At 63.1% G+C, this 23,101-nt stretch carries 16 protein-coding genes and 1 tRNA gene; 9 read left to right on the top strand and 8 right to left on the bottom strand.

Going from position 1 to position 23,101, the window contains the following annotated elements; translation table 11 throughout:
* Positions 1-247 precede the first annotated feature (247 nt).
* Genes BN3560_RS07875 through BN3560_RS07865 form a run of 3 tightly spaced genes read left to right on the top strand, consistent with a single transcriptional unit; the run spans position 248 to position 3,763 of the window.
* Positions 248-1,237: an acyl-CoA dehydratase activase-related protein gene (locus BN3560_RS07875; protein ID WP_096227625.1), complete on the top strand. Its 990-nt coding sequence runs from the start codon at positions 248-250 to the stop codon at positions 1,235-1,237.
* Positions 1,230-2,579, top strand: coding sequence for a hypothetical protein (locus tag BN3560_RS07870; protein ID WP_231897366.1), 1,350 nt, complete (start codon positions 1,230-1,232; stop codon positions 2,577-2,579). The genes BN3560_RS07875 and BN3560_RS07870 overlap by 8 nt, the downstream gene beginning before the upstream one ends.
* The gene (locus BN3560_RS07865) at positions 2,576-3,763 is read left to right on the top strand and encodes an acyl-CoA dehydratase activase (protein WP_096227624.1); all 1,188 of its coding nucleotides are present in this window, start codon (positions 2,576-2,578) and stop codon (positions 3,761-3,763) included. The genes BN3560_RS07870 and BN3560_RS07865 overlap by 4 nt, the downstream gene beginning before the upstream one ends.
* A 126-nt stretch (positions 3,764-3,889) precedes the next feature.
* Here BN3560_RS07865 and BN3560_RS07860 read toward each other — a convergent pair whose 3' ends face one another.
* The 3 genes from BN3560_RS07860 to BN3560_RS07850 form a co-directional block, all read right to left on the bottom strand.
* Positions 3,890-4,396: a nitroreductase family protein gene (locus BN3560_RS07860; RefSeq protein ID WP_096227623.1), complete on the bottom strand. Its 507-nt coding sequence runs from the start codon at positions 4,394-4,396 to the stop codon at positions 3,890-3,892.
* A 593-nt stretch (positions 4,397-4,989) separates the two neighbouring features.
* Positions 4,990-6,915, bottom strand: coding sequence for a molecular chaperone HtpG (gene htpG, locus BN3560_RS07855; protein ID WP_096227622.1), 1,926 nt, complete (start codon positions 6,913-6,915; stop codon positions 4,990-4,992).
* Between the two features lie 220 nt (positions 6,916-7,135).
* A complete protein-coding gene (locus tag BN3560_RS07850) occupies positions 7,136-8,092 on the bottom strand; it encodes an SGNH/GDSL hydrolase family protein (RefSeq protein ID WP_227115322.1) in 957 nt (318 codons plus the stop codon).
* A 250-nt stretch (positions 8,093-8,342) separates the two neighbouring features.
* On the opposite strand from BN3560_RS07850, the gene BN3560_RS07845 reads away from it, so the two are divergent.
* Positions 8,343-8,750, top strand: a complete 408-nt coding sequence (locus tag BN3560_RS07845; protein ID WP_197702179.1) for a DUF302 domain-containing protein — start codon at positions 8,343-8,345, stop codon at positions 8,748-8,750.
* A gap of 252 nt (positions 8,751-9,002) precedes the next feature.
* On the opposite strand, the gene BN3560_RS07840 is transcribed toward BN3560_RS07845, so the two are convergent.
* Positions 9,003-10,493 carry a sodium-dependent transporter gene (locus BN3560_RS07840; protein ID WP_096227620.1) on the bottom strand — a complete coding sequence of 497 codons (1,491 nt, stop codon included), beginning with the start codon at positions 10,491-10,493 and terminating at the stop codon, positions 9,003-9,005.
* Positions 10,494-10,668: 175 nt separating this feature from the next.
* Here BN3560_RS07840 and BN3560_RS07835 point away from each other — a divergent pair, with 175 nt between their 5' ends.
* Positions 10,669-10,866, top strand: coding sequence for a DUF4177 domain-containing protein (locus tag BN3560_RS07835; protein WP_087191774.1), 198 nt, complete (start codon positions 10,669-10,671; stop codon positions 10,864-10,866).
* A 26-nt stretch (positions 10,867-10,892) separates the two neighbouring features.
* On the opposite strand, the gene rarD is transcribed toward BN3560_RS07835, so the two are convergent.
* Positions 10,893-11,960, bottom strand: coding sequence for an EamA family transporter RarD (rarD, locus tag BN3560_RS07830; protein ID WP_096227619.1), 1,068 nt, complete (start codon positions 11,958-11,960; stop codon positions 10,893-10,895).
* A 322-nt stretch (positions 11,961-12,282) separates the two neighbouring features.
* Here rarD and BN3560_RS07825 point away from each other — a divergent pair, with 322 nt between their 5' ends.
* On the top strand, positions 12,283-13,122 hold the full coding sequence (locus BN3560_RS07825) for a DNA-methyltransferase (RefSeq protein ID WP_227115323.1): 840 nt from the start codon (positions 12,283-12,285) through the stop codon (positions 13,120-13,122).
* Positions 13,123-13,146: 24 nt separating this feature from the next.
* Complete coding sequence (locus BN3560_RS07820; RefSeq protein ID WP_096227617.1) at positions 13,147-15,891, top strand: Eco57I restriction-modification methylase domain-containing protein; 2,745 nt, start codon at positions 13,147-13,149, stop codon at positions 15,889-15,891.
* A 49-nt stretch (positions 15,892-15,940) separates the two neighbouring features.
* Here BN3560_RS07820 and BN3560_RS07815 read toward each other — a convergent pair whose 3' ends face one another.
* The gene (locus tag BN3560_RS07815) at positions 15,941-17,035 is read right to left on the bottom strand and encodes a mandelate racemase/muconate lactonizing enzyme family protein (RefSeq protein ID WP_096227616.1); all 1,095 of its coding nucleotides are present in this window, start codon (positions 17,033-17,035) and stop codon (positions 15,941-15,943) included.
* Positions 17,036-17,206: 171 nt separating this feature from the next.
* Between BN3560_RS07815 and BN3560_RS07810 the strand changes: the two genes are divergently transcribed.
* A complete protein-coding gene (locus BN3560_RS07810) occupies positions 17,207-20,074 on the top strand; it encodes an AAA domain-containing protein (protein ID WP_096227615.1) in 2,868 nt (955 codons plus the stop codon).
* Between the two features lie 40 nt (positions 20,075-20,114).
* Here BN3560_RS07810 and BN3560_RS07805 read toward each other — a convergent pair.
* A tRNA-Met gene (locus BN3560_RS07805) sits at positions 20,115-20,191 on the bottom strand.
* A 562-nt stretch (positions 20,192-20,753) separates the two neighbouring features.
* On the opposite strand from BN3560_RS07805, the gene BN3560_RS07800 reads away from it, so the two are divergent.
* The gene (locus tag BN3560_RS07800) at positions 20,754-21,542 is read left to right on the top strand and encodes an amidohydrolase family protein (RefSeq protein ID WP_096227614.1); all 789 of its coding nucleotides are present in this window, start codon (positions 20,754-20,756) and stop codon (positions 21,540-21,542) included.
* On the opposite strand, the gene BN3560_RS07795 is transcribed toward BN3560_RS07800, so the two are convergent.
* The gene (locus BN3560_RS07795) at positions 21,539-22,870 is read right to left on the bottom strand and encodes a hemolysin family protein (protein WP_087192213.1); all 1,332 of its coding nucleotides are present in this window, start codon (positions 22,868-22,870) and stop codon (positions 21,539-21,541) included. The genes BN3560_RS07800 and BN3560_RS07795 overlap by 4 nt on opposite strands.
* Between the last annotated feature and the right edge of the window lie 231 nt (positions 22,871-23,101).

Genomic DNA, 23,101 nt, shown 5'->3' with positions numbered 1-23,101 from the left:
TGCAGCCAAGCTCATTCAACTTCTTTTGAAACCTTACGGTTGCAGAGCTGTGGCGCGGGACAGCAGCCCGACTGCACCAGATAGCGGCCGCCAGCCCGAAGAGAGGCTGCATGCCGCCCCCTGCGCATTGCCCGGCCCGCGACGCATCCCGCTGCTTGGAAGGTTTGTGGCGAACGCCTGGGTCGGCGGACCCCCTGGCTGCGAAGCGATACCATGGAGCCATCATCGGGGCGAGCGAAAGGGCCGCATGGGCATCCTCAAACAGGGCGACTGCGCCGACGTGCAGCGCGTGGGCGTCCCGCGGGCGCTGCTGTACTACCGCTACGGCACGCTGTGGGAGACGTTTTTCGGCGAGCTGGGGCGCGAGGTGGTGCTGAGCCGCCCGACGGACCGCGCGCTCATGGAGGCGGGCGAGGCATTGTCCGTGGACGAGTGCTGCCTGGCGTCGAAGGCCTACCTGGGACACGCCGAGAGCCTGCTGGGCTCCTGCGACGCGCTTTTCGTGCCGAGCATGGGCAACCTGGGGCGGCGCCAAGGGTTCTGCACGAAGTTCCAGGCGCTGCCCGACCTGGTGGCGAACACCTTCCGCGACCGCGGCGTGCGCGTGGCTTCATGCCTGGCAGACGCACTGGAGGGGCGCTCGTCGCTGCGCGACGCGTTCCTCGAGCTGGGCGGGCGCTTCGGCGCCAGCCCGCGCGAAGCGAAGCGGGCCTGGAGGGCGGCATCGCACGCCCAGGAGCGCGCCGATCGCACGGCGGCGGGCGCGCAGGAGCGGCTGCTGGCCTCGCTGGAGGCCACGCAGGGCGCGGGGCGGCCGTTGGCCATCCTGCTGGTGGCACACCCCTACCTGGCGCACGACCCCTACCTGGGCGGCAGCGTGACGGATGCGCTCGAACGCCTGGGCGCCACGGTGCTCTACGCCGACGAGGCCGACCACGGGCGCGCGCTCAAGGCCAGCTTCGACTTCTCGGACACCATGCCCTGGGTGGTGAACCGCGAGCTTGTCGGCGCTATCCTGCTGCTGCACGAGCGCATCGACGGCATCGTGCTGGTGAGCGCATTCCCCTGCGGGCCCGACTCCATGACCGACGACGCCATCATGCGCTGCATCCAGGGCAAGCCCATCCTGAATCTCACCATCGACGCTCAGAGCGGCACCGCCGGCCTCGAGACCCGCATCGAGAGCTTCATGGACATCCTGCGCTACCAGAAGAAGGGGGGCTACGTGCATGGCTAACCTCGAGGGAAGCGCCCGGGACCGCGGCAGGTCGAACAGCGGCACGACAGGGGCCGGGGAAATCGCAGGGACCGAGGACGACGCGAGGTTTCGCGACGGCACGGCAGGCATTGCGGGAATCCCGGATGCGGAGGCCGGAAGCGCCCTGGAGATCGGCCGGGCGGACGGCTCGGACGACACGCTGCGCGCCCGCACCGCCGTGTTCTTCGAGCGCAAGCGCCCGCCGCGACTTGTGCTGCCTCATCCGCGCCGCCGCCCGAAGCGCGACCGCCACGCCCGAACGCGCGCGGCCTTCCTACGCTACAGCTACTACGACATCGTGTTCAAGTTCTTCGTGGAGCACGTGCTTGACGCCGACTACCTGCCCCTGCCCGAGCCCACCAAGCGCACGGTGGAGCTGGGCAGCCGCAACTCCGGCGATTCGGTATGCGCCCCCTTCAAGCACATCCTGGGCGACTACATCGAGGCCTTGGAGCTGGGCGCGGACGTGCTCGTGCAGTTCGCCGGCCCCTGCCGGCTGGGCTACTACGGCGAGCTGCAGGAGTCCATCCTACGCGACATGGGCTACGAGTTCGAGATGCTGAACTTCGCCACCGTCACGGGCAAGCCGCTCACGGACTACATCGAAGCGTGCAAGAAGAAGGTGAACCCGAACCTGTCGGTGCCGCACGGCGTTCGCGGGATGCTGGCCGCGTTCAAGATGATCGAGTTCCTGGACGAGGCGCAGGACTTCTACCTGGCGCATGCCGGGTTCGAGGTCGAGCACGGGTCGTTCGACCGGGCGCTGGCCGCCTACCACGCCGAGATGCGCGCCACGGCAAACGAGCGCGATATCGCCGAGGCGCAGCGCCGCGGGCTGGAGTCGCTGCGCGGGCTGCCGGTGTGCCGCCCGGCGCGCCCCGTGCGCGTGGGCGTGGTGGGCGAGTACTTCACCGCGGCCGACCCGCATTCCAACCTGGGACTGGAGCGCAAGCTGCTCGACCTGGGCGTGGAGGTGCACCGGCAGCTGAACATGACGAACCGCAACCTGCGCTACAACGAGAGGAACCTGCGCACGGGCATTTCCGACTACGTGCGCTACGACATGGGACCCACGTCCAGCATGACCATCGCCGCCGCGCTGAGGTACGCGCAGGAGGGCTTCGACGGCGTGGTGCACTTGAAGTCGTCGGGTTGCACGCCGGAGGTGGACTGCATCCCCGTGCTGCAGCAGGTCAGCCGCGACACGGGCCTGCCCATCCTGTACCTGAGCTACGACTCGCAGACCAGCGACACCGGGCTGGACACCCGGCTCGAGGCGTTCTACGACATGCTGGCCATGAAGAAGGAGAAGACGATATGACGGAGCAGGAAGAAACTGGCCTGACCACCGACGTCGGCGAGGTGCCCTCCGGCGCCGAAGATTGCCGTGAAAAGCAGACGAAGCGTGTTTCTGCACGTGAGGAGGGCTTGGAGCGGCAAGGTTCGGCGCCGGAGGGCACCGCAGCGTCGGGCATTCCGCTCGTCTCGCCAGGGCGAGCGGAATGCTTCCTGGGAATAGACATCGGGTCCATCTCCACGAAGGGCGTCATCGTGGACGCCGACCGCGCCATCGTGGCGCGGTCGTACCTGTGGACGGAGGGCAACCCGACGGATGCGGCGCGGCGGGTGGTGGCCGACCTGGGCGCGCAGATCGACCATGCGACCATGCGCGTGCGCGCCGTGGGCACCACCGGAAGCGCACGGCGCCTCGTGGGGGCCATGCTGGGCGCGGCCGTGGTGAAGAACGAGATCACCGCGCACGCCGTGGGCACGACGTACCTGCATCCGGACGTGCGCACCATCCTGGAGATAGGCGGGCAGGACTCGAAGATCATCTGCGTGGAGAACGGCATAGCCGTGGACTACGCCATGAACACGCTGTGCGCGGCCGGCACGGGCGCGTTCCTGTCGAGCCAGGCGGCGCGGCTTGGCGTGGAGGTGGAGGAGTTCGGGGAGATCGCGCTGGCATCGAAGCGGCCGGCCAACATCGCGGCGCGCTGCACCGTGTTCGCCGAGAGCGACCTGGTGCACAAGATACAGGTGGGCTACGCGCGCGAGGACATTATCGCGGGGCTCTGCCGCGCGGTAGCGTCGAACTACCTGAACAACGTGGGCAAGGGCAAGAAGATCGTCGCACCCGTGGTGTTCCAGGGCGGCGTGAGCAAGAACGTGGGCGTGGTGCGCGCGTTCGAGGACATGTTGGGGATGAGCGTGCTCGTGGACCCCGACGGCCACCTGATGGGCGCGTTCGGCGTGGCACTGCTGGCCGCCGAGGCGAGTGCGGCGGAGGCCGGCACGGGGTCGACGGGCGCGGGCGCATCCTCGCGCACCGCCGACTGCGAGGCGTTCGACTTCCAGGCCGTAGGAGACTTCGCGTTCAAGACGCGCGAGATCGAGTGCGCCAAGTGCGCGAACCACTGCGAGATCATCTGCGTCTACCGCGACGAGCAGCTCATCGACTCCTGGGGCAACCGCTGCGACCAAGGAGCCGTGCGGGCGGGATAGTGGATTTCGCAAATTCTGAAAGAAAATTTTCGAAATTTGCAAAGTTTCATCATCGATGCCGCCTCCGCAGGACATGGCATCCACGGCACGCACGGCACATGCCTTCGCCTGCCTACGCCGCCTCGTTTAGCTCAACCAGTGCACACGGTCCTCGGCATAGCGGTCCTTGCCCTTGGCGCGTGGCTCGGACTCCGGATAGCCCAACGCGATGACGGCAAACGGCTCCAGCCCCGCCGGCGCACCCACGATCTCGGACACGGCGGCCATGCGCTCCGGCTCAGGCGCGATGCCCATCCACACGGCGCCGAAGCCAAGGTCGACGGCCTCCAGCAGGATGTTCTCCACGCAGGCGCTCATGTCCTGCACGGCGATCTCGGGAAAGCGCAGGCCCTCCGTGCGCATGCACGGCACGATGGCGCAAGCAGCGCCGGCCGCCGGTTTCGCATAGGGGCTGGCCTCGGACAACAGCTGCAACGTGGCCCGGTCGCGGGCCACGTAGAACTCCCACGGCTGCTGGTTGCCACCCGAAGGTGCTGCCATGCCCGCACGCAGCAGGGCGCGCACCTCGTCATCGGTCATCGGATCGTCCGTGAACCTTCGCACGCTCGCCCGTTTGAAAATCACATCTGCCATGGGTCCTCCTAGCGCTCGGCTTCGTCATGCGCCGATGATAGCGCTTTCCGCACAGTAGCGCGCGGCACGTGCGAGAACGGGAAACAAGTCGATAACAAAGGAGGGCGAGGCGCGCCTTCCCTCGGATGTTTCACGTGAAACATCCGTTCGCGCGGAGCGCGAATACGGGTGCGCTCCGCAGGAGCCGCGCCCCTCGCGCGCCAGCGCGAGAACAACCGTGCAGGTGGCATGGGCGGGAAGCGCAGCTGCCCGCCCATGCGCCCGGAGGGCGCATAACTGCCGCGCAGGTTGCCCGTGCGGGCGCGCAGCGGCCACACGCTCATGCGCCAGCGCGAGAAGGAGCTCGCAGGTAGGAGCCGGAGCGTCCGCAGCCGGGGCGCCCGCAGGGCGCCCCTTCGCGCCGGAGGCGCGAAAATGGCCGTGCAGGTTGGCGTAGTAAGTCAGCGAGAAGCCCCCTGGTGCCCGAGATTGGCGGGATCGCGGAGGTGAAGCGTACTTCGGTACGCGAACCTCCGGGATCGCGGCAAGATCGGGTGCCAGGGGGCTTCGCAGCGTCGAGTCGTTCCGGCGGCCGGCAGGCCGTCGGAACCTGATTACATCAGCTTCGCGACGTTCTGGGCGAAAGCGACCGGATCGTCGATGGGCATGCCCTCAACCAGCAGCGCCTGGTTGTACAGCAGGTCGGCGTAGAGGCGCACCTTGTCGGCGTCACCGGCCTCGTGGGCGGCCTTCAGCGTGTCGAACACCGGGTGCTTGGCATTCAGCTCCAGCACGCGCTGCGACTTCACGCCGTCGGGGCCCTCGGGGCCCTTCGACAGCACGCGCTCCATCTCCAGCGACACGGGGCCCTCGGTGGTCACGCACGCAGGCGCGTCGGTGAGGCGCGCGGACACGGCCACCTTCGTCACCTCGTTGCCGAGCGCGTCCTTCAGCGCCTTGAACAGGTCCTCGTTCTCCTTCGTGGCCTCTTCGGCTTCCTTCTTCTCATCCTCGGTGGCGAAGTCGAGGTCGCCGGACGCCACGTTCTTGAGCTCCTTCGCGCCCTCGCCGTCCTCGTTCGCACCGTAGTCACGCATGGCGGTGAAGCAGAACTCGTCCACGTCCTGCGTGCACAGCAGCACGTCGTACCCCTTGCCCAGCACCGTCTTCACGATGGGCATCTTGTTCAGGCGCTCTACCGAATCGCCGGCGGCGTAGTAGATGGCCGGCTGGTCCTCGGGCATGGCCTCGAAGTACTCGGCCAGCGTGACCAGCTTGTCCTGCTTCGCGGAGTAGTACAGCAGCAAGTCGGCCAGCGTGTCCTTCTGCGAGCCGTAGCTGGCGTAGATGCCGTACTTCAGACCGCGGCCGAAGTTCTCGAAGAACGCCTCGTAGCCTTCGCGGTCGTTGTCGCGCATGTCCTCGAGGTCCGACGTGATCTTCTTCTCGATCTTCTTGGCGATGGCGCGCAGCTGGCTGTTGTGCTGCAGCGTCTCGCGGCTGATGTTCAGCTGCAGGTCCTGGCTGTCCACCACGCCGTGCACGAAGTTGTAGTAGTCGGGCAGCAGCTCCTCGCACTTCTCCATGATAAGCACGTTGGAGCTGTAGAGCGCGAGGCCCTTCTGGTAGTCGCGGCTGTACAGGTCGAACGGCGCGCGGCTCGGCACGAACAGCAGCGCGTCGTAGGACAGCGCGCCCTCCGCGTGCACGGAGATGGTGCGGGCCGGGTCGGCGAAGTCGTGGAAGTCGGCCTTGTAGAACTCGTTGTACTCCTCCTGGTCGACCTCGGACTTGCGGCGCTTCCAGATGGGGATCATGGAGTTCACCGTGTCGAGCTCCTGGTAGTTCTCGAACTGCGGCACGTAGTCGTCGCCGGCATCTTCGGGCTTGGGCAGCTCGCGCGACTTCGTCACCTCCATGCGGATGGGGTAGCGCACGTAGTTGCTGTAGCGCTTGACCAGGTCTTTTAGGCCGTACTCGGACAGGTAGCCGTCGTAGGAGTCCTCGTCGGTGTTGTCCTTGAGCGTGATGATGACGTCGGTGCCGTGCTCGGCGCGCTCGGCCGGCTCGATGGTGTAGCCCTCCACGCCGTCGCTCTCCCAGGCCCAGGCCTCGTCGCTGCCGTAGGCCTTCGACACCACGCGCACGCTCTTGCCCACCATGAACGAGGAGTAGAAGCCCACGCCGAACTGGCCGATGATGTCCACGTCGTCGCCCTGCACCTCGTCGTTCTCCATCTTGAACGCCATGGAGTCCGAGTGCGCGATGGTGCCCAGGTTGCGGTCGAGCTCGTCCTTCGTCATGCCGATGCCGCTGTCGCTCACGGTGACGGTGCGGGCGTCCTTGTCGAAGCTCACCTGGATGGCAAGCTCGTCCTTGGAGAGCTCGATGGACTTGTCGGTGAGGCTCTTGAAGTAGAGCTTGTCCACCGCGTCCGACGCGTTCGAGACGAGCTCGCGCAGGAATATCTCGCGGTTCGTGTAGATGGAGTTGATCATGAGGTCGAGCAGCTTCTTGCTCTCTGTTTTGAACTTGCGCATGGCGGCGTCGCTTCCTTTCGGGTACGTTCCTTCGTCAAGCGGTCGGACTGCCCTGTGTGCTAGCAGTCCAAGCCTTCGAGTGCTAAAACGAGATTTTAGTACGACGCGGGGCGATGTCAAGGAGGGTGGGCGGCAATTCCAAACAACGCCTAAGCGGCAGAGGAATACCGCCGAGAGACTGCTGATCCGCCCTGTGAAGCGCTCCGCAGGGCAAGCGCCCTCATATCCCCCGTTCGCAGACAAGCAGCCACTTGCCGCCGGTGGAGGCGGCATGGGGGCAGCCTATGCAGGAAGGCTCCGAGCAGCGCTCGGCCGAGGGCGGGGCGTCGTGGGCGGCGGCGCGCAGCGCGGCGACGCCGGGGAGCGCGACGACGCCCAACGCCGAGCTGCCGCCCAGCGCCGAGCCCGCGGCGTTGTCCGCAGCCTCCATCGCGCGCAACATCAACCCTGCGAATTGGCGCATGCCCCGTGCCGTGGGATGCGTGCCGTCCAAGGCCTCGTAGTCGCGACCGAGTGCGCGCACATCGGCCACGCGGCAGCCGTGTGCGCGGGCCGCGGCGCGGATGGCGTCGTTGTATGCGTCGAAGGGCACGCCGCGCAGGCGGTAGGCGAACGTGGAGCCGTCGCGGCCGACCACGCGACCGGGGCAGAGCGTGCAGCACCACACCTCGGCCTGCGGGTAGGCCGTGCGCAGGCGCGCGAGCATCGACCCGTACGCAGCTCCGAACCGCTCGACCGCATCGGAGGCGGCCAGACCGGGCTCGCGCTGCTCGCCGAGCGCGTCGACGTCCAGGCAGGCCGGCAGCGCGTTGCCCCGTCCGGCCGCCTGCGCGTCGGCGCCGCCCCAGCCGTAGTCGTTGATGCCCATGAACACGAGGACCGCATCGGGGGCCTGCCCGTCGCGCGCGAGGGCCGCGACGCGCTCCGCGCTGTCGCCGGCCGGGAAGCCCGCGCCCTCCACCATGCTGCCCGAGAACGACCCGTTCGCCAGAAGCTCGCCGCCCAGCGCGTCGACCACCTGCGCCCACCACGTGTCGCGCGCCTCGCGCACGCCCGTGGCAGCGCAGCGCTCGCCCTCGTAGAACACGCGGAAGCCCGTCGGGTTGCATCCCTCGAACGTGCTGATGGAATCGCCCAGAATGGAGAACCGTCGCTTTCCCGCCATCGCCTCGGCCATGATCTCGAACTCCCTCGTCCTCGGGCGCTGAGCGCCCGTCCAACAACCATCACGCATTATAAGGCTCTCGAGCCCGGCGCCCACGGTGCCCAGGCAACCGTTTCCGGACAAACTGCGCTAACCGGGCGCAAGCGCGCAGGAGCGCGCTATGGTGGAGCTGCACCGCCGCGCGATCGCCGAGGCAGCTGCGACCGACGCAACTGCCGCCGCCGCAACCGCGCCTCCAACCGCAGCCATCGAAGGAGTTTCCATGGGCCAACCGGAATCTCGCAACCTGCACCTGACCGTAGGGAGCCTGCCCGTAGACGAGACGGTCCGCCGCCTCACAGACGAGCTGGCGGCGCGGTCCATCCCCGTGTTCGCCACGTTCGACCACGCGCAGAACGCCGAAGGAGCGGGCCTCGACCTGCGACCCACCACGGTCGTGGTGTTCGGCTCGCCCCAAGTTGGCACCGCGCTCATGCAAGCCGACCAGCGCATAGCGATCGAGCTTCCCCTGCGCATCTCCATCTGGGAAGACGAGGCGGGCCGCACGCAGATCGCGTTCCCCCAGATGAAGGAGCTTGCCGCCCGCTATGGCCTGGGCGACCTGCCCGTCATCGCGAAGATGCAGCAGCTCCTGGAAACCTTGGCCGGCCAAGCCGCGAGCAACCGATAGGCCCGGTTGCGCCGACCGTGCCCACCGAGATTGCGGCGACGATGCTGCCTTGAGCCCGACGCGCACGCCAATCTGCACGCTTTTCACCGATTATTGCATCTTCGACACTGGCAATTCGCTCTTCGCATCCCGCCCGTGAAGACTTGCGAACATTTCCCCATGTCGCTGTTGCTCTGCTTCCGAAAAAAGAGCGCTCCGAAAGGCCCCGATGCAATAATCCGGTGATTACTGTGCAAAAACCGTCGTCTCGACCTACGCCATCCCCAGCCACACGGTGATCTTCGGCACGTAGCCCATCACGAAGATCACCAAGATGAGCGCGGGTATGCCGAACTTCAGCCACAGCTTCAACCAGCGCGGGAAGCGGATGCCCTTGCCGGTGTCGGCCTCGGCCAGGAAGTTATCCCAGCCCCAGCCGCCCTTCGTCACGCAGAACAGCACGTAGAACAGACTGCCCAGCGGCAGCAGGTTGTTCGACACGATGAAGTCCTCGATGGACTGGATGTCGCCGATAGCCGGAATCTGCACGCCAGCCAGCACGTTGAACCCGAGGGCGCACGGCAGGCTGAGCACCGTCACGATGATGGCCGTGCGCGCGACGGCGGTCTTGCGCGTCCAACCCCACTTGTCCATCGACCAGCTGATGAGATTCTCGAACACCGCGATGATGGTGGACAGCGCGGCAAAGCTCATGAACACGAAGAACAGCGCGCCCCACAGCTGCCCCATCGGCATCTGGTTGAACACACTGGGCAGCGTGACGAACACGAGCCCCGGGCCGCTGTCGGGCTGCACGGCGAACGCGAAGCACGCGGGGAAGATGATGAGGCCCGCCACGAGTGCCACGGCAGTGTCGAGGCCGCAGATGCGCAGCGCCTCGCCGGTGAGCGAGCGCTCCTTGCCGATGTAGCTGCCGAAGATCTCCATGGCCGAGATGCCCAGCGACAGCGTGAAGAACGCTTGGCCCATAGCCGCGTACACCGCGTCGCCGAACGTTGCCCATTGTTCGGCGGTCGTGGTGCCGGCGAACAGCTTGCCGAAGTCGGGGATAAGGTAGAACTTGAGGCCCTCGAGACCGCCCGGCAGCGTGACCGCACGCACCACGAGCACCGCCATGATGCCCAAGAGGCAGATCATCATCACCTTCGTGATGCGCTCGACGCCCTTCTGCAAGCCCAGGCTGCACACGAGGAAGCCCAGCACGATGACCACGAGCATCCAGCCGACCAGCTCGGTGGGGTTCGCCAGCATGTCGTTGAACACGGCGCCGACGCCCGCGCTGTCCAGGCCGTTGAACGCGCCCGTGCCCATCTTCACCACGAACGACAGCATCCAGCCGCCCACCGTGGTGTAGAACATCATGAGCACCATGCACCCGATGTAGCCCCACCATGAGAACCAGTGCCACTTCCGCGAAGGCTGCAGCGTGTCGAACGCCACCGCCGAGCTCTTCTGGCTGGCACGGCCCACGGCGAACTCCATGACCATGACGGGAAGGCCCAGGATGACGAGGAACACGAGGTACATGAGCACGAACGCCGCGCCGCCGTACTCGCCCGTGATATAGGGAAAGCGCCATACGTTGCCCAGGCCGATGGCGCATCCCGCGGATATCAGGATGAAGCCCAGACGCGAGCCGAACCGCTCGCGCTTGGCGACGTCTGATCCGAGCTCGGCCGCTCTACTCCCCCGCACGGCCCCGCTCGTCGCTCCGCCTCTGTTTGGTTGGTTGGCCTCGGCCATGCCACACCCCTCCGAAAAAGTCTTGTACGATATTGCCCCCACGGCAAAACGTTGCAATTGTACAGCAAACAGGTCGGCGGAGCGCGCACGTTGCCTGTCTTTTGCGCGTCCTTGCGGCTTAGCGCAGCAGGCTCTAAGATATGCCCCGAGGCGAGTCGACCGAAAGGGGTGCGCCGTGAGGGAGTACGAGTACGTGAGCGTCGACTACAAGAAGCGTGAAGTAATCATGGTTGGATTCGGCATCTCGGAACACCGCGAGATCATCGATGATTACGCGGCGCGCGGCTACCGCTACGTCGGCTCCATCATCACCGAAGTCGACAGCAACGCCCGTATACGCAAAATCGACCTGGTCTTCGAGAAAGACGCGTAGGGGAGGCGCGACCCCCGACAAGCCGGCTAGCGCTCGGCAGGGGGCGCGTCGGTGAACATGGCTGCGGACGACGGGTTCGGCGAGGACACGGCGGCGGGTACGGGCGGCGCGGCCTCTGCCGCTCGCTTCCGCCTGCCCGCCCATGCGGCTTCAACGCCAATAGCAGCGATACCCGCCCAGATGAGCGCGAAGCAGATGCCGTGCGCCATGGTGAACTGCTCGCCGAAGAAGGCCACCGCCAGCACAAGCGCGATGGTGGGGCTGACGTACTGGATGAAGCCGATCACCGTGAGCGAGATGCGGTTGGCCGCCGCCGAGAACAGCAGCAGCGGGATGGCCGTGAGCACGCCGCAACCGGCGAGCAGCGCCATGTCGGCCACCGGGCCGGTGACGGCCATCGGGTCGGGCGTGGCGGGCACGAGCTGCCAGATCCACGGAGCGGCCGCGCCCACGATCAGGGCCACCGCGCCGATAAGCCCCGTGAGCAGCGACTCGAACGCCATGCCGGGCAGCGCCGGGTAGCCGCCCTTCTTCTTCACCGCGCCGTACACGCTGAACGTGAGCGCCAGCGCGAAGGCAATCCAGATGTCGCCGCCGTTCGCCACGATGAAGTACCCCACGCCGAGCGCCGCCAGCACCGTGGCCACCGTCTGCATGGGCGTCAGCCGCTCCTTGAAGAACACCATCCCCAGCACGATAGTGAACAGCGGGCACAGGTAGTACCCAATGCTCGTCTGCAGCAGATGCCCGCTGTTGGCGGCCCAGATGTATACGCCCCAGTTGCACGAGACGATGAGCCCCGAAGCCAGAAACGTGCGCACCGCGCGCGGGTCGCGGAACAGGTAGAGAAAGCGCGTCCGCTTGACCAGCACGCACAGCGCCACCACCGCCGCGCACGACCACACCATGCGCCACGCCAGCACCTCGAACGCGGGAACCGCCGACAGCAGCTTCCAGTACACGGGCATGACGCCCCACAGAAGGTAGCATCCGAGACCCTGGAGGAACCCCGTGCGGTCGGTCCGCCGACCGTCCCCGTTCGCGCCTTCTCCTACGCCTTCGTCCAAACCTGCCGTAGCCACCTGCTCGCTCAAAACACGCTCCTTGCCCTCGATCGATCCGCAGCATTATACCCCCGCTCCTTCGCACCCGCCCACGCTTTTCAACCAGCGAGGACATTGGCAGGGCAGGATGCCCCTTGGTTGCGGAGGCGCGAGGATGCCGCTGCACTGCGAGGCCGCCGCGGAGCGGCTGCCGAGCTGCGGGGACGCTGCGGGGTGCTACAGCGTTGCGAGGCGCTGTGAAGCCGCAGCACCCCGCACTGGCAGGAGCTTGCACCTCTGATGTTTCCCTCCGATTAGGAGCACAACATCAGCCACGGGAGATATAATCGTGAGTCTACGAATGGAGGACTGCATGCGGATCGTTCAAGCAGAAGACACCCGCTCAATTGAGCCGCTTCTCAACACCATCATCGAAGGCGACTGCCTTGAGAAGATCAAGGCCATCCCCGACGAATCGATAGACATGGTGCTCTGCGATCTGCCCTACGGGACCACCCAGAACAAATGGGACTCCATCATCAACCTCGATGTCCTCTTCACCGAATACCGCAGGGTGATAAAGCCGCGCGGCGTGATAGCCCTGACGAGCAGCGGCCTTTTCACCGCCAAGCTCATGCTCCATGCAGCCGACCTGTACAAGTACAAGTTGGTCTGGATCAAGTCGAAGGCGACCAATTTCCTCAACGCGAAGAAGCAGCCTCTAAGGAAGTACGAGGATATCTGCATCTTCTACCAATCGCAGCCGACCTACCATCCCCAGATGTCCCAAGGCGAATCGTACGACAAAGGGGTCCGCAAGAACCAGCTGACCGGAAGCTACGGCGACTTCGATCCCAAGCATGTGCAGAGCGACGGCAGCCGCTACCCAACGGACATCGTCTACTTCAAGACCGCCGAATCGGAAGGCCCCGTGTACCACCCCACGCAGAAGCCGGTTGAGCTGGGGAGGTACCTGATACGCACCTATACCGACCCGGGGGACGTCGTGCTGGACAACGCCTGCGGAAGCGGCTCTTTCTGCGTTGCCGCCTGCCTTGAGGGGCGCCGCTATATCGGCATAGAGAAGAACGAGGGCGTCGCCCGCTTCAAAAACGAGCCCATCGACTATATCGAAGTCTGCCGTCGGCGCCTCGAAGAAGCACGGTCCCGCATGGACGAGGAAAACGCGATCGCCTGCCCGGCCTCGTCATAAGCAACGAGGGACGAGGTTGAGCCTATGAGCGCCCAGAGCGTCCATGACAACGAACGGTCATACGCCATCGAGCTTATCAGCGCCATCAACGACCACCTCCACGGCAAGGACATGCACATCAAGCGGGCCGGCGGGGAGTCGACCATCAACGAGCACGGCCGCGTCAAGTTCCCCGACGTCCTGCTCTTCTCAGATCGGCAACGCTCGACCATCCTCCAGGGCTGGGAGATAAAGTGCCCCGACGTCAAGATAGACGACGAGGAGTTCGTCGCCGACGCCCACCGCAAGGCGGACCTGCTGGGATGCAATTCATGCATCCTGTGGAACTTCCAGCACGCCGAGCTTCATGCGAAGACGAAAGGGGGCTCCTTCGAGATTCTCGAATCGTGGACCATCTCGGAGCACATTACCGACAGGGCGTCGATCAACGCGTTCCAAGGCGAATGGATGGCGTTCCTCCACTCCCTCGTCGACAAGATAGAGCTCTTCATAGCGTCGGGAAAAATCAAGCAGCGGGAACTGGGCGAGGTCATCACCGACTCCATCATGCCCAAGATCATCAACGAAAACAAAGATGCCGTGGCCAGCGCACTCAAGAGAAGGGCCGCAGTCGATGCCTTGGTAGACATCGATATCGGATCTTGGTGGCGCACCGTGGCGAAGGAGTACACCCTCGACGAGGTGGACGCCTATCGCGCCTATGCGAAAATGCTCCTGATCGGCTGGCTGAACAAACTCCTCTTCGCGAACCTCATCAAGATCTACTACCAGGACGCACGCGAGGTCGAAAGCATTACGGAGGGATGCACGGTTGAAGATGCCGCGCGATGCTTCGCCCTCATTGCAAGCCGCTGCGGGTTCTACCACATCTTCAGCAGTCCCCCGTACTGCGACTCGCTGCCCGACGCCACCCTGTCCGACCTCGTGCAGTTCAACGGCCTGCTTCAGATGTGCGACCTTGAGCAGCTTGACAGCCGTTATCGGCACCGGCTGCTTGAAGAGAGCATCTCCTCGGCCAAGCGGCAGATCTCCGGCCAGTACCCCACCCCCGAGCCCCTCGCCAAGCTCATGGCCGAGCTTGGCGTGAGAAACGCCACCGGCCACGCATGGGACTGCTGCTGCGGAACGGGAACGATTGGCAAGGCCCTCTGGGAAAGGAAGATGAAGCTGACCGAGCCGGTGATGGACGATGCAGCCGACCGGGCTTACCGCACAACCTGGTTGTCGGACATCCACGATTTTCCCCTTCAGGTGGCCACGCTCGCCCTTTCCCCGCGCGAGCATGTCGATTCCCCTCTTCTGGTCTTCCAGAAAAACGCGTTCGAAATCGAACCGGGGTCCATGGTCGAGTTCATCGACCCTTCCACGGGAGAAGAAGTCGGCAAAGCCGTGCCCCGCTTCGACACCATTGCGAGCAACCTCCCCTACGTCGACTTCAACACCAAGGAGATCGGACGGTATTCCCAGATCAGGGACGAGCTCAAACAGGAGGCGCAGGCTGCGGGCATCAAGCTTCATGACCGCAACGACCTGTACTGCTATTTCTGCCTCTACCTTGAGCGCTTGCTCAACGACGGAGGCGCGGCATGCCTGCTTACCTCGAACACGTGGCTCTTCTCGCAAGCGGGGGTCAGCTTCTTCGAGATGCTTGCACTGAAGTACCAGATCGAAGGGATATTCGTTAACGGGCAGGCGCGCTGGTTCCACAAGACGAAAGTCATGAACGCGCTGTTGGTGCTCAGGAAGAAGAAGCCGGGCGACGTCACCGGAAACGTGCGTATGGGGGTTGTCCACGCGAGCATTGGCGACCTCGACGACCCGGCGAAACGATCCGCGATCGTGGCGAGCATCCTTTCAGGCGGCGACCGCAGCGCCTTCGTAGCGCAGCATCGCTACTCCCTGGAGGACATCCGGCGCTTCCACGCATGGGGGATAACGCTGTACGCGCTCTGCTTCGGGATATCGTCCCTGTCCCCGCTCACCGGGAAGCTTGTCCCCATCGGCTCTTTGTTCGAGGTTTTCCGCGGCGTCAAATCGGGGTACGACGGCGCCCTCTATTCGGACGACCCCTGCTTCGTCGACCCTCCCTTCTGCTTTCCGCTGGTCAAGAACCTGCGCGGCACGCATTCGTACACCCTCGAACCGAACCAGTACGTGCTCATCTGCGACAAGTCGAAAGACGAGCTTGCGAGGGAGGGCTATCTCAAGACCCTCGAACATATAAGAAGGCACGAAGCGGGCGTGACGAAATCGGCGAAGTCGAATGCCCCCTATTGGTACTCTCTGCCGGCGGGCAAGAGCTTCCATTTCGCAACCATGATGAACCCGGGCGACCGCCTGTTCTTCGCGCAGGCGGGGGGAGACACCTGCTTCGCGAACCAGCGGCTCATCTGCCTTCGGGCCCTCTCCGACCATGTCGACCTTCCGCTCGCCCACGCCCTGCTCAACTCATGTACAGGCCTGCTGATGCTGGAGTCTTCCGGAGGGCCTATGGGGGACGGAGCCCTGGACAACCGGAAGGAGAGCCTGGCCGGCCTCTCGATGCTCGACCCCTCCCTAGTAGCTGCCGAATCGAGGCAGGCGATCCTCGACGCTTTCGAGCCCCTGAAGAGAAGGGCCGTGAAGCCCCTTCAAGAAGAGCTTTACGAAGCCGACCGGGAGGCGTTCGACAAGGCAGTTCTCCAGGCATTCGAGCTGGAGGACCTGCACGACCAGATCAGGGACGCCCTGTCGACGATGGTCAAGGTGAGAACCGAGGGGTTATCCTGACGATACGGCCACAACGAGGGCGCGAAGGCGTGAGGGCGCGCGGCCGCCCTCACCCCCGCACCGTGTAGCGCTCCACCGCGTCCTCGTCGAGCGTGAGGCCCAGGCCGGGGCCCTCGGGCGGGTAGACGCGGCCGTTCTCCATGCGGATGCGCTCGTTGACCAGGCTCGGAGCGGCGGGGTCGTCGAAGTCCATGAATTCGCAGGGGTAGCTGATGGTTTTCAGCGCACAGCCTATGTGGACGAGGGTGGCCATCCCCAGGCTGCTCTCGGATTGGCTGCCGATCATCATGGGCCGGTGGTACGCCTCGCACAGCGCCGCGATCTTGCGGCCGTAGGTGAAGCCGCTGCGGGGGATCTTGATCATCATGATGGACAGCGCGTCGATGTCTATCTGGTGAGCTATGTCGTGCAGCGTGAAGTTGCTCTCGTCGCCGGCGATGGGGATGTCGATGGCGTGGGCCAGGCGCACGCGGTCCTTCTCGTTCGTGGCGGCGATGGGCTCCTCGAAGTAGTCCAGCTCGCCGCGCAACGCATCGTGCACCTTCTTCGCGCCGAAGTACGTGTAGCTCTGGTTGCCGTCGATGTAGAGCCTCGTGTCGGACGTGACCGCGCGGCGCAACGCATGCACGCGGCGGATGTCGGCATCGGGGTCCAGCCCGCCCTTCACCTTGAAAGCCCGGTAGCCCTTCGCGTTCAGCTCGCGCGCCTGGTCCACCATGACCTCGTCGCTCGTGAGCCAGAGTATCCGGCTCGGCTCGATGCTATCGCGGTAGCCTCCCAGCAGCTTGTGGCAGGGCAGGCCGCACGACTTGCCCATGATGTCCCAGAGCGCCACGTCGATGCCGCCCTTTGCGGCCAGGTTCCCCTTAATGAAGGCCATGGCCTCGTGCACCTTCTCCACATCGAACGGGTCGAGGCCCGCAACCAGCGGCGCCAGCAGGTCGTTGATCACGTGCACCATGCCCACCTGCGTCTCGCCGTAGATGTTCTCGCGCGGGATGGCCTCAGCGATGCCTTCGACGCCCTCGTCCGTCATGATGCGCATCAGCACATGCGCCTGGCTGGTCATGCGACCGGTGGCCCACTCCATCGGATGGGGCAGGGGCAGGTCGACGGGGATAGCGCGCACGTTCGCAATCTTCATGGTCGGTCATCGCCTTTCGCTTCGTTCTCGCAGAGCAACGCAATACGGTATCAGATTGTAGCACCGGCCATAGGGGAGCCATTCTGGCGATCCCCCCGCAGCAGTCTGGCGTTACCGGTATATAATCTTCGCAATCGTCAATAGCAGAAGAGCCGTCCGAAAGGATCCGGTATGGCCGATCGGTTGTTCATCCGCAATAAGGGCAAGGATTTCAGGGATCGAACAAACGACGCGCATATCGGGGGATGCGACCATCGCGGCAAATATATCATTTCGTTTGGCCCATACAGCGAACCCCTCTATTACAATCCGGAAAACGTCGCAATCGTATCGAGCGAGAACGTTCCCTTCGAGGGTACTGCCCTCTTCGCAAAAGGGGTGCGCCAATACTACGCAATCAAGCTCAATCGACTTAGCTCGCAAAACCCGGCATTCGGCACCCGCTTCGAAATCATCTCGAAGGCTAGCAGCGGGAGAATCTACGCCAAACTGTACTGTCCCTCGGAAATCGAACAAAAAGAACTGGCATCGTCTAGCAGCTTGTTCCGCTACCTCCAGTCGGTGGCCGAGGCCATAAAGCCCGATGTTGAGGACGTTGACAAGCGCGAATACCTTCCTCGGCAGTTCAAGCGGCTCCAAATACTCGAAGGAACGCCCGCAGACCGCATGGCACACCCGGAAAAGGCTGCCCCCCTCCGCGTTCCACCCGAAACAATCATCTATCCGTTTGGATCCAACCTTAGTCAGATGGAGGCCGTCGAGAACGCCTTGTCTAATCAACTAAGCCTTATCGAAGGCCCACCGGGAACCGGAAAGACCCAGACCATCCTCAATATTATCGCTAACCTGCTTATGCAGGACAAAACCGTTCTCGTAACCTCCCCTAACAACGAGGCGACGAAGAACGTAGTTGATAAACTGGACGAAGAAGGTTTCGGGTTCATCGCTGCTTTTCTCGGCCGCCGAGACAACGTCACGGCATTCGTCGACAACCAGAAGTCAGCGTACCCACCTGCGCTCGAAACATGGTCGCTCTCAAAAAAGAAGCAGGAAGCACTCTCTGGCTCGATTCGCAAGAACATCGTTATCGCCCGAGACATCTACCTTCGAAAACAAGACATGGCCAAGCAAGAAGCGCGACTCCAGGACCTGGAACTGGAATACGAACGGTTCAGAGAGGGAAACGCTACCGAAGAGCTCAAGGTAAGGAGGAGACCAAATTCCGCGCGCCTCCGAGCCGTCCGCGACCTCGTAGGGTACTTATCCTCTAAAGAAGGGAAGATGACGTTCGCCCAGAGGGCGAGAATTGTCTGGATGTGGGGAATTGGGAGCTGGCATGATTTCGACCATATCACGGTCGATAGGGAAATCAGTCTCAATCGCATGGTATTCGAAGCTCAGATCCAGGAGTGCAAGAACGCCATCAAAAGCCACGAAGTATATCTCAAAATGCACCGAGGCGAAGGTTGCCTCGAAGACATCGAGAAGAAGTCAAGGCGTCTTCTCGAAGCAAAACTTCACGAACACTACGCTGACAAGCTTCGGAAGGGTAGGCGCCTATTCGACGATCCCTGGAGCGAGCCTTCCGGGTTTCGCGCGGAATATCCCGTCATCACCAGCACCACGAATGCTGCAAGAAACCAAAGAGGGAAGCAGGGAAAGCTTTTCGATTACATCATCATCGACGAAAGTTCTCAGGCGAGTCTCGTCACGGGCTTCCTCGCTCTCGCCACAGCGGAGAACGCCGTGGTCGTCGGAGACACGAAGCAGCTGCCTTGCGTCCTAGACACTGCCGACAAGCGCAAAGCGCGGCCCCTTTTCGCTCCGACCGGCTTGCCTCAACGATATAACTTCGTCGACAACAACCTTCTTGATTGCCTCAACGCATGTATAGACCAAGCGGAGCTTCATGCTCCCCGCACGCTCCTCCGGGAGCACTACCGTTGTCACCCAGACATTATCGGTTTCTGCAACCAACAGTTCTACAACGGCGAGCTCATCATCATGTCAGACAGCAGAGGACGAGGAGTCGCAAGCGCACTTTCATGCAACATCAGCAAAGACTTGAACTACGACCGCCGGGCCGACTTCAATCGCGTGCAGGCAGGAGCGTTCGAGCAGGAAGTGCTCCCCGTTTTGAAGAAGCAGTTCGAAACGCATGAGATAGGGGTTGTGAGCCCTTACCGCAACCAAGTCGAAGGGATGAAACAGGGACAGAAAGAGAGGCCCGATGGCGTCACCGTTGCCACCGCCCATAAGTTCCAAGGACGCGAAAAACCCGCTATCGTTTTCGTCACTCGATCCAATGCGCCTAATCGATTCATGGACAACCCGAATTTGGTCAATGTGGCCGTATCGCGCGCGAAAGACTTCTTCTGCCTCATAGCAGCACCCAAAGTTGTCGAAGCTGTCGGCAATATTGCTGATCTCAAGCGCTACATCGAATATCGCGGTGGAGAAATTCGGCAGTCCGCCATATGCTCTGCGTTCGATTTGGTGTACCCCTGCATGGAAGAAGAGCGCAGAGCCTACTTGCTCGAGCACGGATCCGACGAACACGACGAGTATTCGGAAGTGCGAACCAGCGAGTTTATCGACGACGCGCTCGAGAGCATGGACGCCACATCGCAGATAGGCTACCTCCGCAACTACCCGCTCAAACAGATATTCACGAACCTCGAGCCTTTCAATGTCGAGGAACTTCGCTTTATGAGCACCGTCGCCCATGCCGACTTTATCTTCTATCGCACCATAGACAAGAGTTTCGTATTGGAAATCGAAGTCAACGGTTCACACCACGATAGGGAAGAACAGATCCGTCGGGACAAAACAAAAAGCCGCATCCTTCAAAAAGCGAGTATTCCCCAAGTAGTCATTCGGACGAACGAAGAACTGGAGAGGGCAAAGTCCATGATTCGCGAAGCTCTCGAAAACGCGTTGAAGGCAGACCAGGACTCGAAACGATGCCTCGCAGACCGAGAAGCGCTGTCAGTCGCAATCAAGACTCGAGAAGAACCATGGAGTCTGTCCCCTGAATAGAGAAAAGGCCGGAAGCGTTGCTTCCGGCCTGCTAGTTTCATGGTCGCGGGGGCAGGATTTGAACCTACGACCTCCGGGTTATGAGCCCGGCGAGCTACCAGACTGCTCCACCCCGCAACGTTGGCGCCTGCCCCTCCTGTCCGGTATACTGCAAACAGGAAAAGCGGCAAGATTGAATATTACTCATGTTTCATACAGAGGGCAAGCCTTATCTTTACCTCCACAGAATACACGCAAATCAAGGAGTGAACTCAGCTAAGGAAACGCTGATTAATTGCGCTTCCCAAGCGTCCGGCAGAAGAGACAGCAGAAGGGGCAGGACGAAATCGGAGGCTGTGGCATGATTTCAACGGCGAACTCCGGGGGCGGCTTTTCGCCACCAGGGGTTTCTCGGTTTCGTGCCGGCAAAAACTCGTTCGAGCATGCCATAGCCTCTGATTTCGTCCATGACTTAATCAGTCATGTTAAAAGGGTCGTGTGCGGACGCTGTAAGCCTAGCGCAATCAAGAAGAGTATCGTTGCGTTAATCAGTGCTTCCCTAAGCGGATTTCATTGCGAAGCCCAGCGGTTCGGCCAGACTGATTGGCGCGGGCGCTGCGGGGATGCAGTACAATCGACAGCGAAACCATACGCGCGGTTCGTGACGAGCCGCCTACCCAAGCGAGCAAGGAGCCCAGCCATGACCGCCATCGACGTGCACGCCCATATCTATCCCGAGAAGATCGCCGAGCGGGCGGTCGGCGCCGTGGGCGAGTTCTATCTCGTGGACATGTACGGGCAGGGCACGGCATCGCACCTGCTGGCCGCAAAGGATCGGGCGCCCCTCACGCACTTCGTCGTGCACTCGGTGGCCACCAAGCCCAGCGCCGTGGCCAGCATCAACGACTTCATCGCCGAGCAGTGCCGCCTCCACCCCGAGCTCATCGGCTTCATGGCCATGCACCAGGACCTCGAGGACCCCGAGGTGGAGATAGAGCGCGCCGTCGGCCTGGGCCTGCGCGGCATGAAGCTGCATCCCGACACCCAGAAGGTGAACATGGACGACCCGCGCCTCATGAGCATCTACGAGATGATCGCAGGACGCCTGCCGCTCATCGTGCACACGGGCGACTACCGCACGGACTTCTCGCATCCGCGCCGGCTCAAGAACATCCTGCACACGTTCCCCGACCTCGTGGTGGACGCCGCCCACTTCGGCGGCTGGTCCGTCCCCGAGATCGGCTACGACGTGCTGCACGACGAGAACGTGTTCATCGACGTGTCCAGCTCTATGGCCTTCCTCGGCAACCGGCGCACCCGCGAGCTCGTGAACCTGTGGGGCGCCGACCGCGTGATGTTCGGCTCGGACTTCCCCATGTGGGACCCGGCGCACGAGTACGACACGTTCACGTCGCTCGGCTTCTCCGACGGAGACTTGGAGAAAATGCTCTGGAAGAACGCCGAGCGATTCACGGGCGTGAGGGTTTAGCGGTCCTTTTCCGAACCTTCGACCTCGGGCTTTTGCTCCAACACTACGCGCACCTTGTCGATGCGGTGACGGTCCATGTCCACCACGGTGAACGTGGCCTTGAGGCCGTCATGCTCGATGGTCACGGAATCGCCCTCTTCGGGGATGCGGTCGAACAGCGACAGCAGCAGGCCCCCTGTCGTCTCGCATTCGGAGGCCTCCTCGGGCTCGAAGCCAATGAGCTCCTCCACCTCGTCGATGGCCATGGCGCCGTCCACGAGGTAGCTGCCGTCGTCGAGGCGCACCGCGGCGTCCGAGCCGCCGTGCGCGTACTCGTCGTCGATGCGGCCGACGATCTGCTCCATGATGTCGCTCATGGTGACGATGCCCGACGTGCCGCCGTGCTCGTCGATGACCACGGCTATCTTCGTGTGCTTCGCCTGCAGTATCTGCAGCAGCTTCGCGATGGGAATACCCTCGGGAACGGCCTGGATCGTGCGGATGCGCAGGTCTTCCATCGTGCTGTCGGGCGGCAGCGTGTAGAGGTCCTTCACGTGCACGAAGCCGACGATGCGGTCCTTGTTGCCGCGGCACACGGGATAGCGCGTGTACTTGTACTGCATGATGAGCGCCAGGTTCTCCTCGAGCGAATCCTCGAGGTCGAGGCAGATGACGTTGGTACGCGGCGTCATGATAGCCTCGGCGTCCTTGTCGCCCAGGTCGAAGATGTTGTCCACGTACTCGTTCTGCTCGGGGTCGATGAGGCCGCTCTCGGTGCTCTCGTCGATGAGCAGTTTGATCTCCTCGTCGGTGTACACCTCGTGCTCGTTGGCAATGTCATGGCCGAGCAGCTTCATGACGCCGTTCGTGATGCTGTTGAACAGCCACATGATAGGGTACGTGATGCGGTAGAACCACACGAGCGGCGTGGCCGTGAACAGGGCGTAGCGTTCGGTGGAGAAGATGGCCAAAGACTTCGGTATCAGCTCGCCCACTACGATGTGCAACGCGGTGATGACGATGAAGCCGACGGCGATGGCGATGCCGTGGATGGCCGCCTCGGGCAGGCCGATCGCCAGCAGCGGGCCCTCGATAAGCTGGGAGACGGCAGGCTCGCCCAGCCAGCCAAGGGCGAGCGAGGCCAGCGTGATTCCTAGCTGGCAAGCGGAAAGGTACGCGTTTACGTTGTCGGCCACGAGCTTGGTGTACTTGGCGCCGGAGCGGCCCTCGTCGACGAGGATTTCCACTTGGGATTTGCGCACGCGCACGAGCGAGAACTCGGCGGCGACGAAGAAAGCGTTCATGAGCAGGAAGAAAAGGACAAGAAAAAGGCTTAACGCAACAGGCATTAAAGCAGGTCTCCTTAGTTCGGTTTTCAATGTCTGCTGGGTGCGGCTTGCCTAACCGCATGCTCGAACAGCAGATTTTTGACTGTCCTCGTAATTTGTACCATCCCCCACGCCCGTCGCAGGGAAAAACTACACTCTATACAGAAGTTGACACTGTCCTGCAACGTTCTCACGGACGGCCCGTCCGCCAACATGACGAGAACGTAAGCGAAAGCACAGGCATGTGCAAGG

Source organism: Gordonibacter urolithinfaciens, assembly GCF_900199375.1.
GTDB classification, from domain to species: domain Bacteria; phylum Actinomycetota; class Coriobacteriia; order Coriobacteriales; family Eggerthellaceae; genus Gordonibacter; species Gordonibacter urolithinfaciens.
The sequence above is the reverse complement of the archived record's forward strand: the minus strand, read 5'-3'. Positions and strand labels throughout refer to the sequence as shown.

What these genes read in the sequence shown, in the direction of transcription:
- htpG (WP_096227622.1), bottom strand. Translation starts at nt 6,915, where the DNA reads ATGCGCAAGTTCAAAACAGAGAGCAAGAAGCTGCTCGACCTCATGATC.
- BN3560_RS07800 (WP_096227614.1), top strand. Translation starts at nt 20,754, where the DNA reads ATGACCGCCATCGACGTGCACGCCCATATCTATCCCGAGAAGATCGCC.
- BN3560_RS07845 (WP_197702179.1), top strand. Translation starts at nt 8,343, where the DNA reads ATGGGCCAACCGGAATCTCGCAACCTGCACCTGACCGTAGGGAGCCTG.
- BN3560_RS07825 (WP_227115323.1), top strand. Translation starts at nt 12,283, where the DNA reads ATGCGGATCGTTCAAGCAGAAGACACCCGCTCAATTGAGCCGCTTCTC.
- BN3560_RS07865 (WP_096227624.1), top strand. Translation starts at nt 2,576, where the DNA reads ATGACGGAGCAGGAAGAAACTGGCCTGACCACCGACGTCGGCGAGGTG.
- BN3560_RS07810 (WP_096227615.1), top strand. Translation starts at nt 17,207, where the DNA reads ATGGCCGATCGGTTGTTCATCCGCAATAAGGGCAAGGATTTCAGGGAT.
- BN3560_RS07795 (WP_087192213.1), bottom strand. Translation starts at nt 22,870, where the DNA reads ATGCCTGTTGCGTTAAGCCTTTTTCTTGTCCTTTTCTTCCTGCTCATG.
- BN3560_RS07820 (WP_096227617.1), top strand. Translation starts at nt 13,147, where the DNA reads ATGAGCGCCCAGAGCGTCCATGACAACGAACGGTCATACGCCATCGAG.
- BN3560_RS07870 (WP_231897366.1), top strand. Translation starts at nt 1,230, where the DNA reads ATGGCTAACCTCGAGGGAAGCGCCCGGGACCGCGGCAGGTCGAACAGC.
- BN3560_RS07840 (WP_096227620.1), bottom strand. Translation starts at nt 10,493, where the DNA reads ATGGCCGAGGCCAACCAACCAAACAGAGGCGGAGCGACGAGCGGGGCC.
- BN3560_RS07815 (WP_096227616.1), bottom strand. Translation starts at nt 17,035, where the DNA reads ATGAAGATTGCGAACGTGCGCGCTATCCCCGTCGACCTGCCCCTGCCC.
- BN3560_RS07860 (WP_096227623.1), bottom strand. Translation starts at nt 4,396, where the DNA reads ATGGCAGATGTGATTTTCAAACGGGCGAGCGTGCGAAGGTTCACGGAC.
- BN3560_RS07875 (WP_096227625.1), top strand. Translation starts at nt 248, where the DNA reads ATGGGCATCCTCAAACAGGGCGACTGCGCCGACGTGCAGCGCGTGGGC.
- BN3560_RS07850 (WP_227115322.1), bottom strand. Translation starts at nt 8,092, where the DNA reads ATGGCCGAGGCGATGGCGGGAAAGCGACGGTTCTCCATTCTGGGCGAT.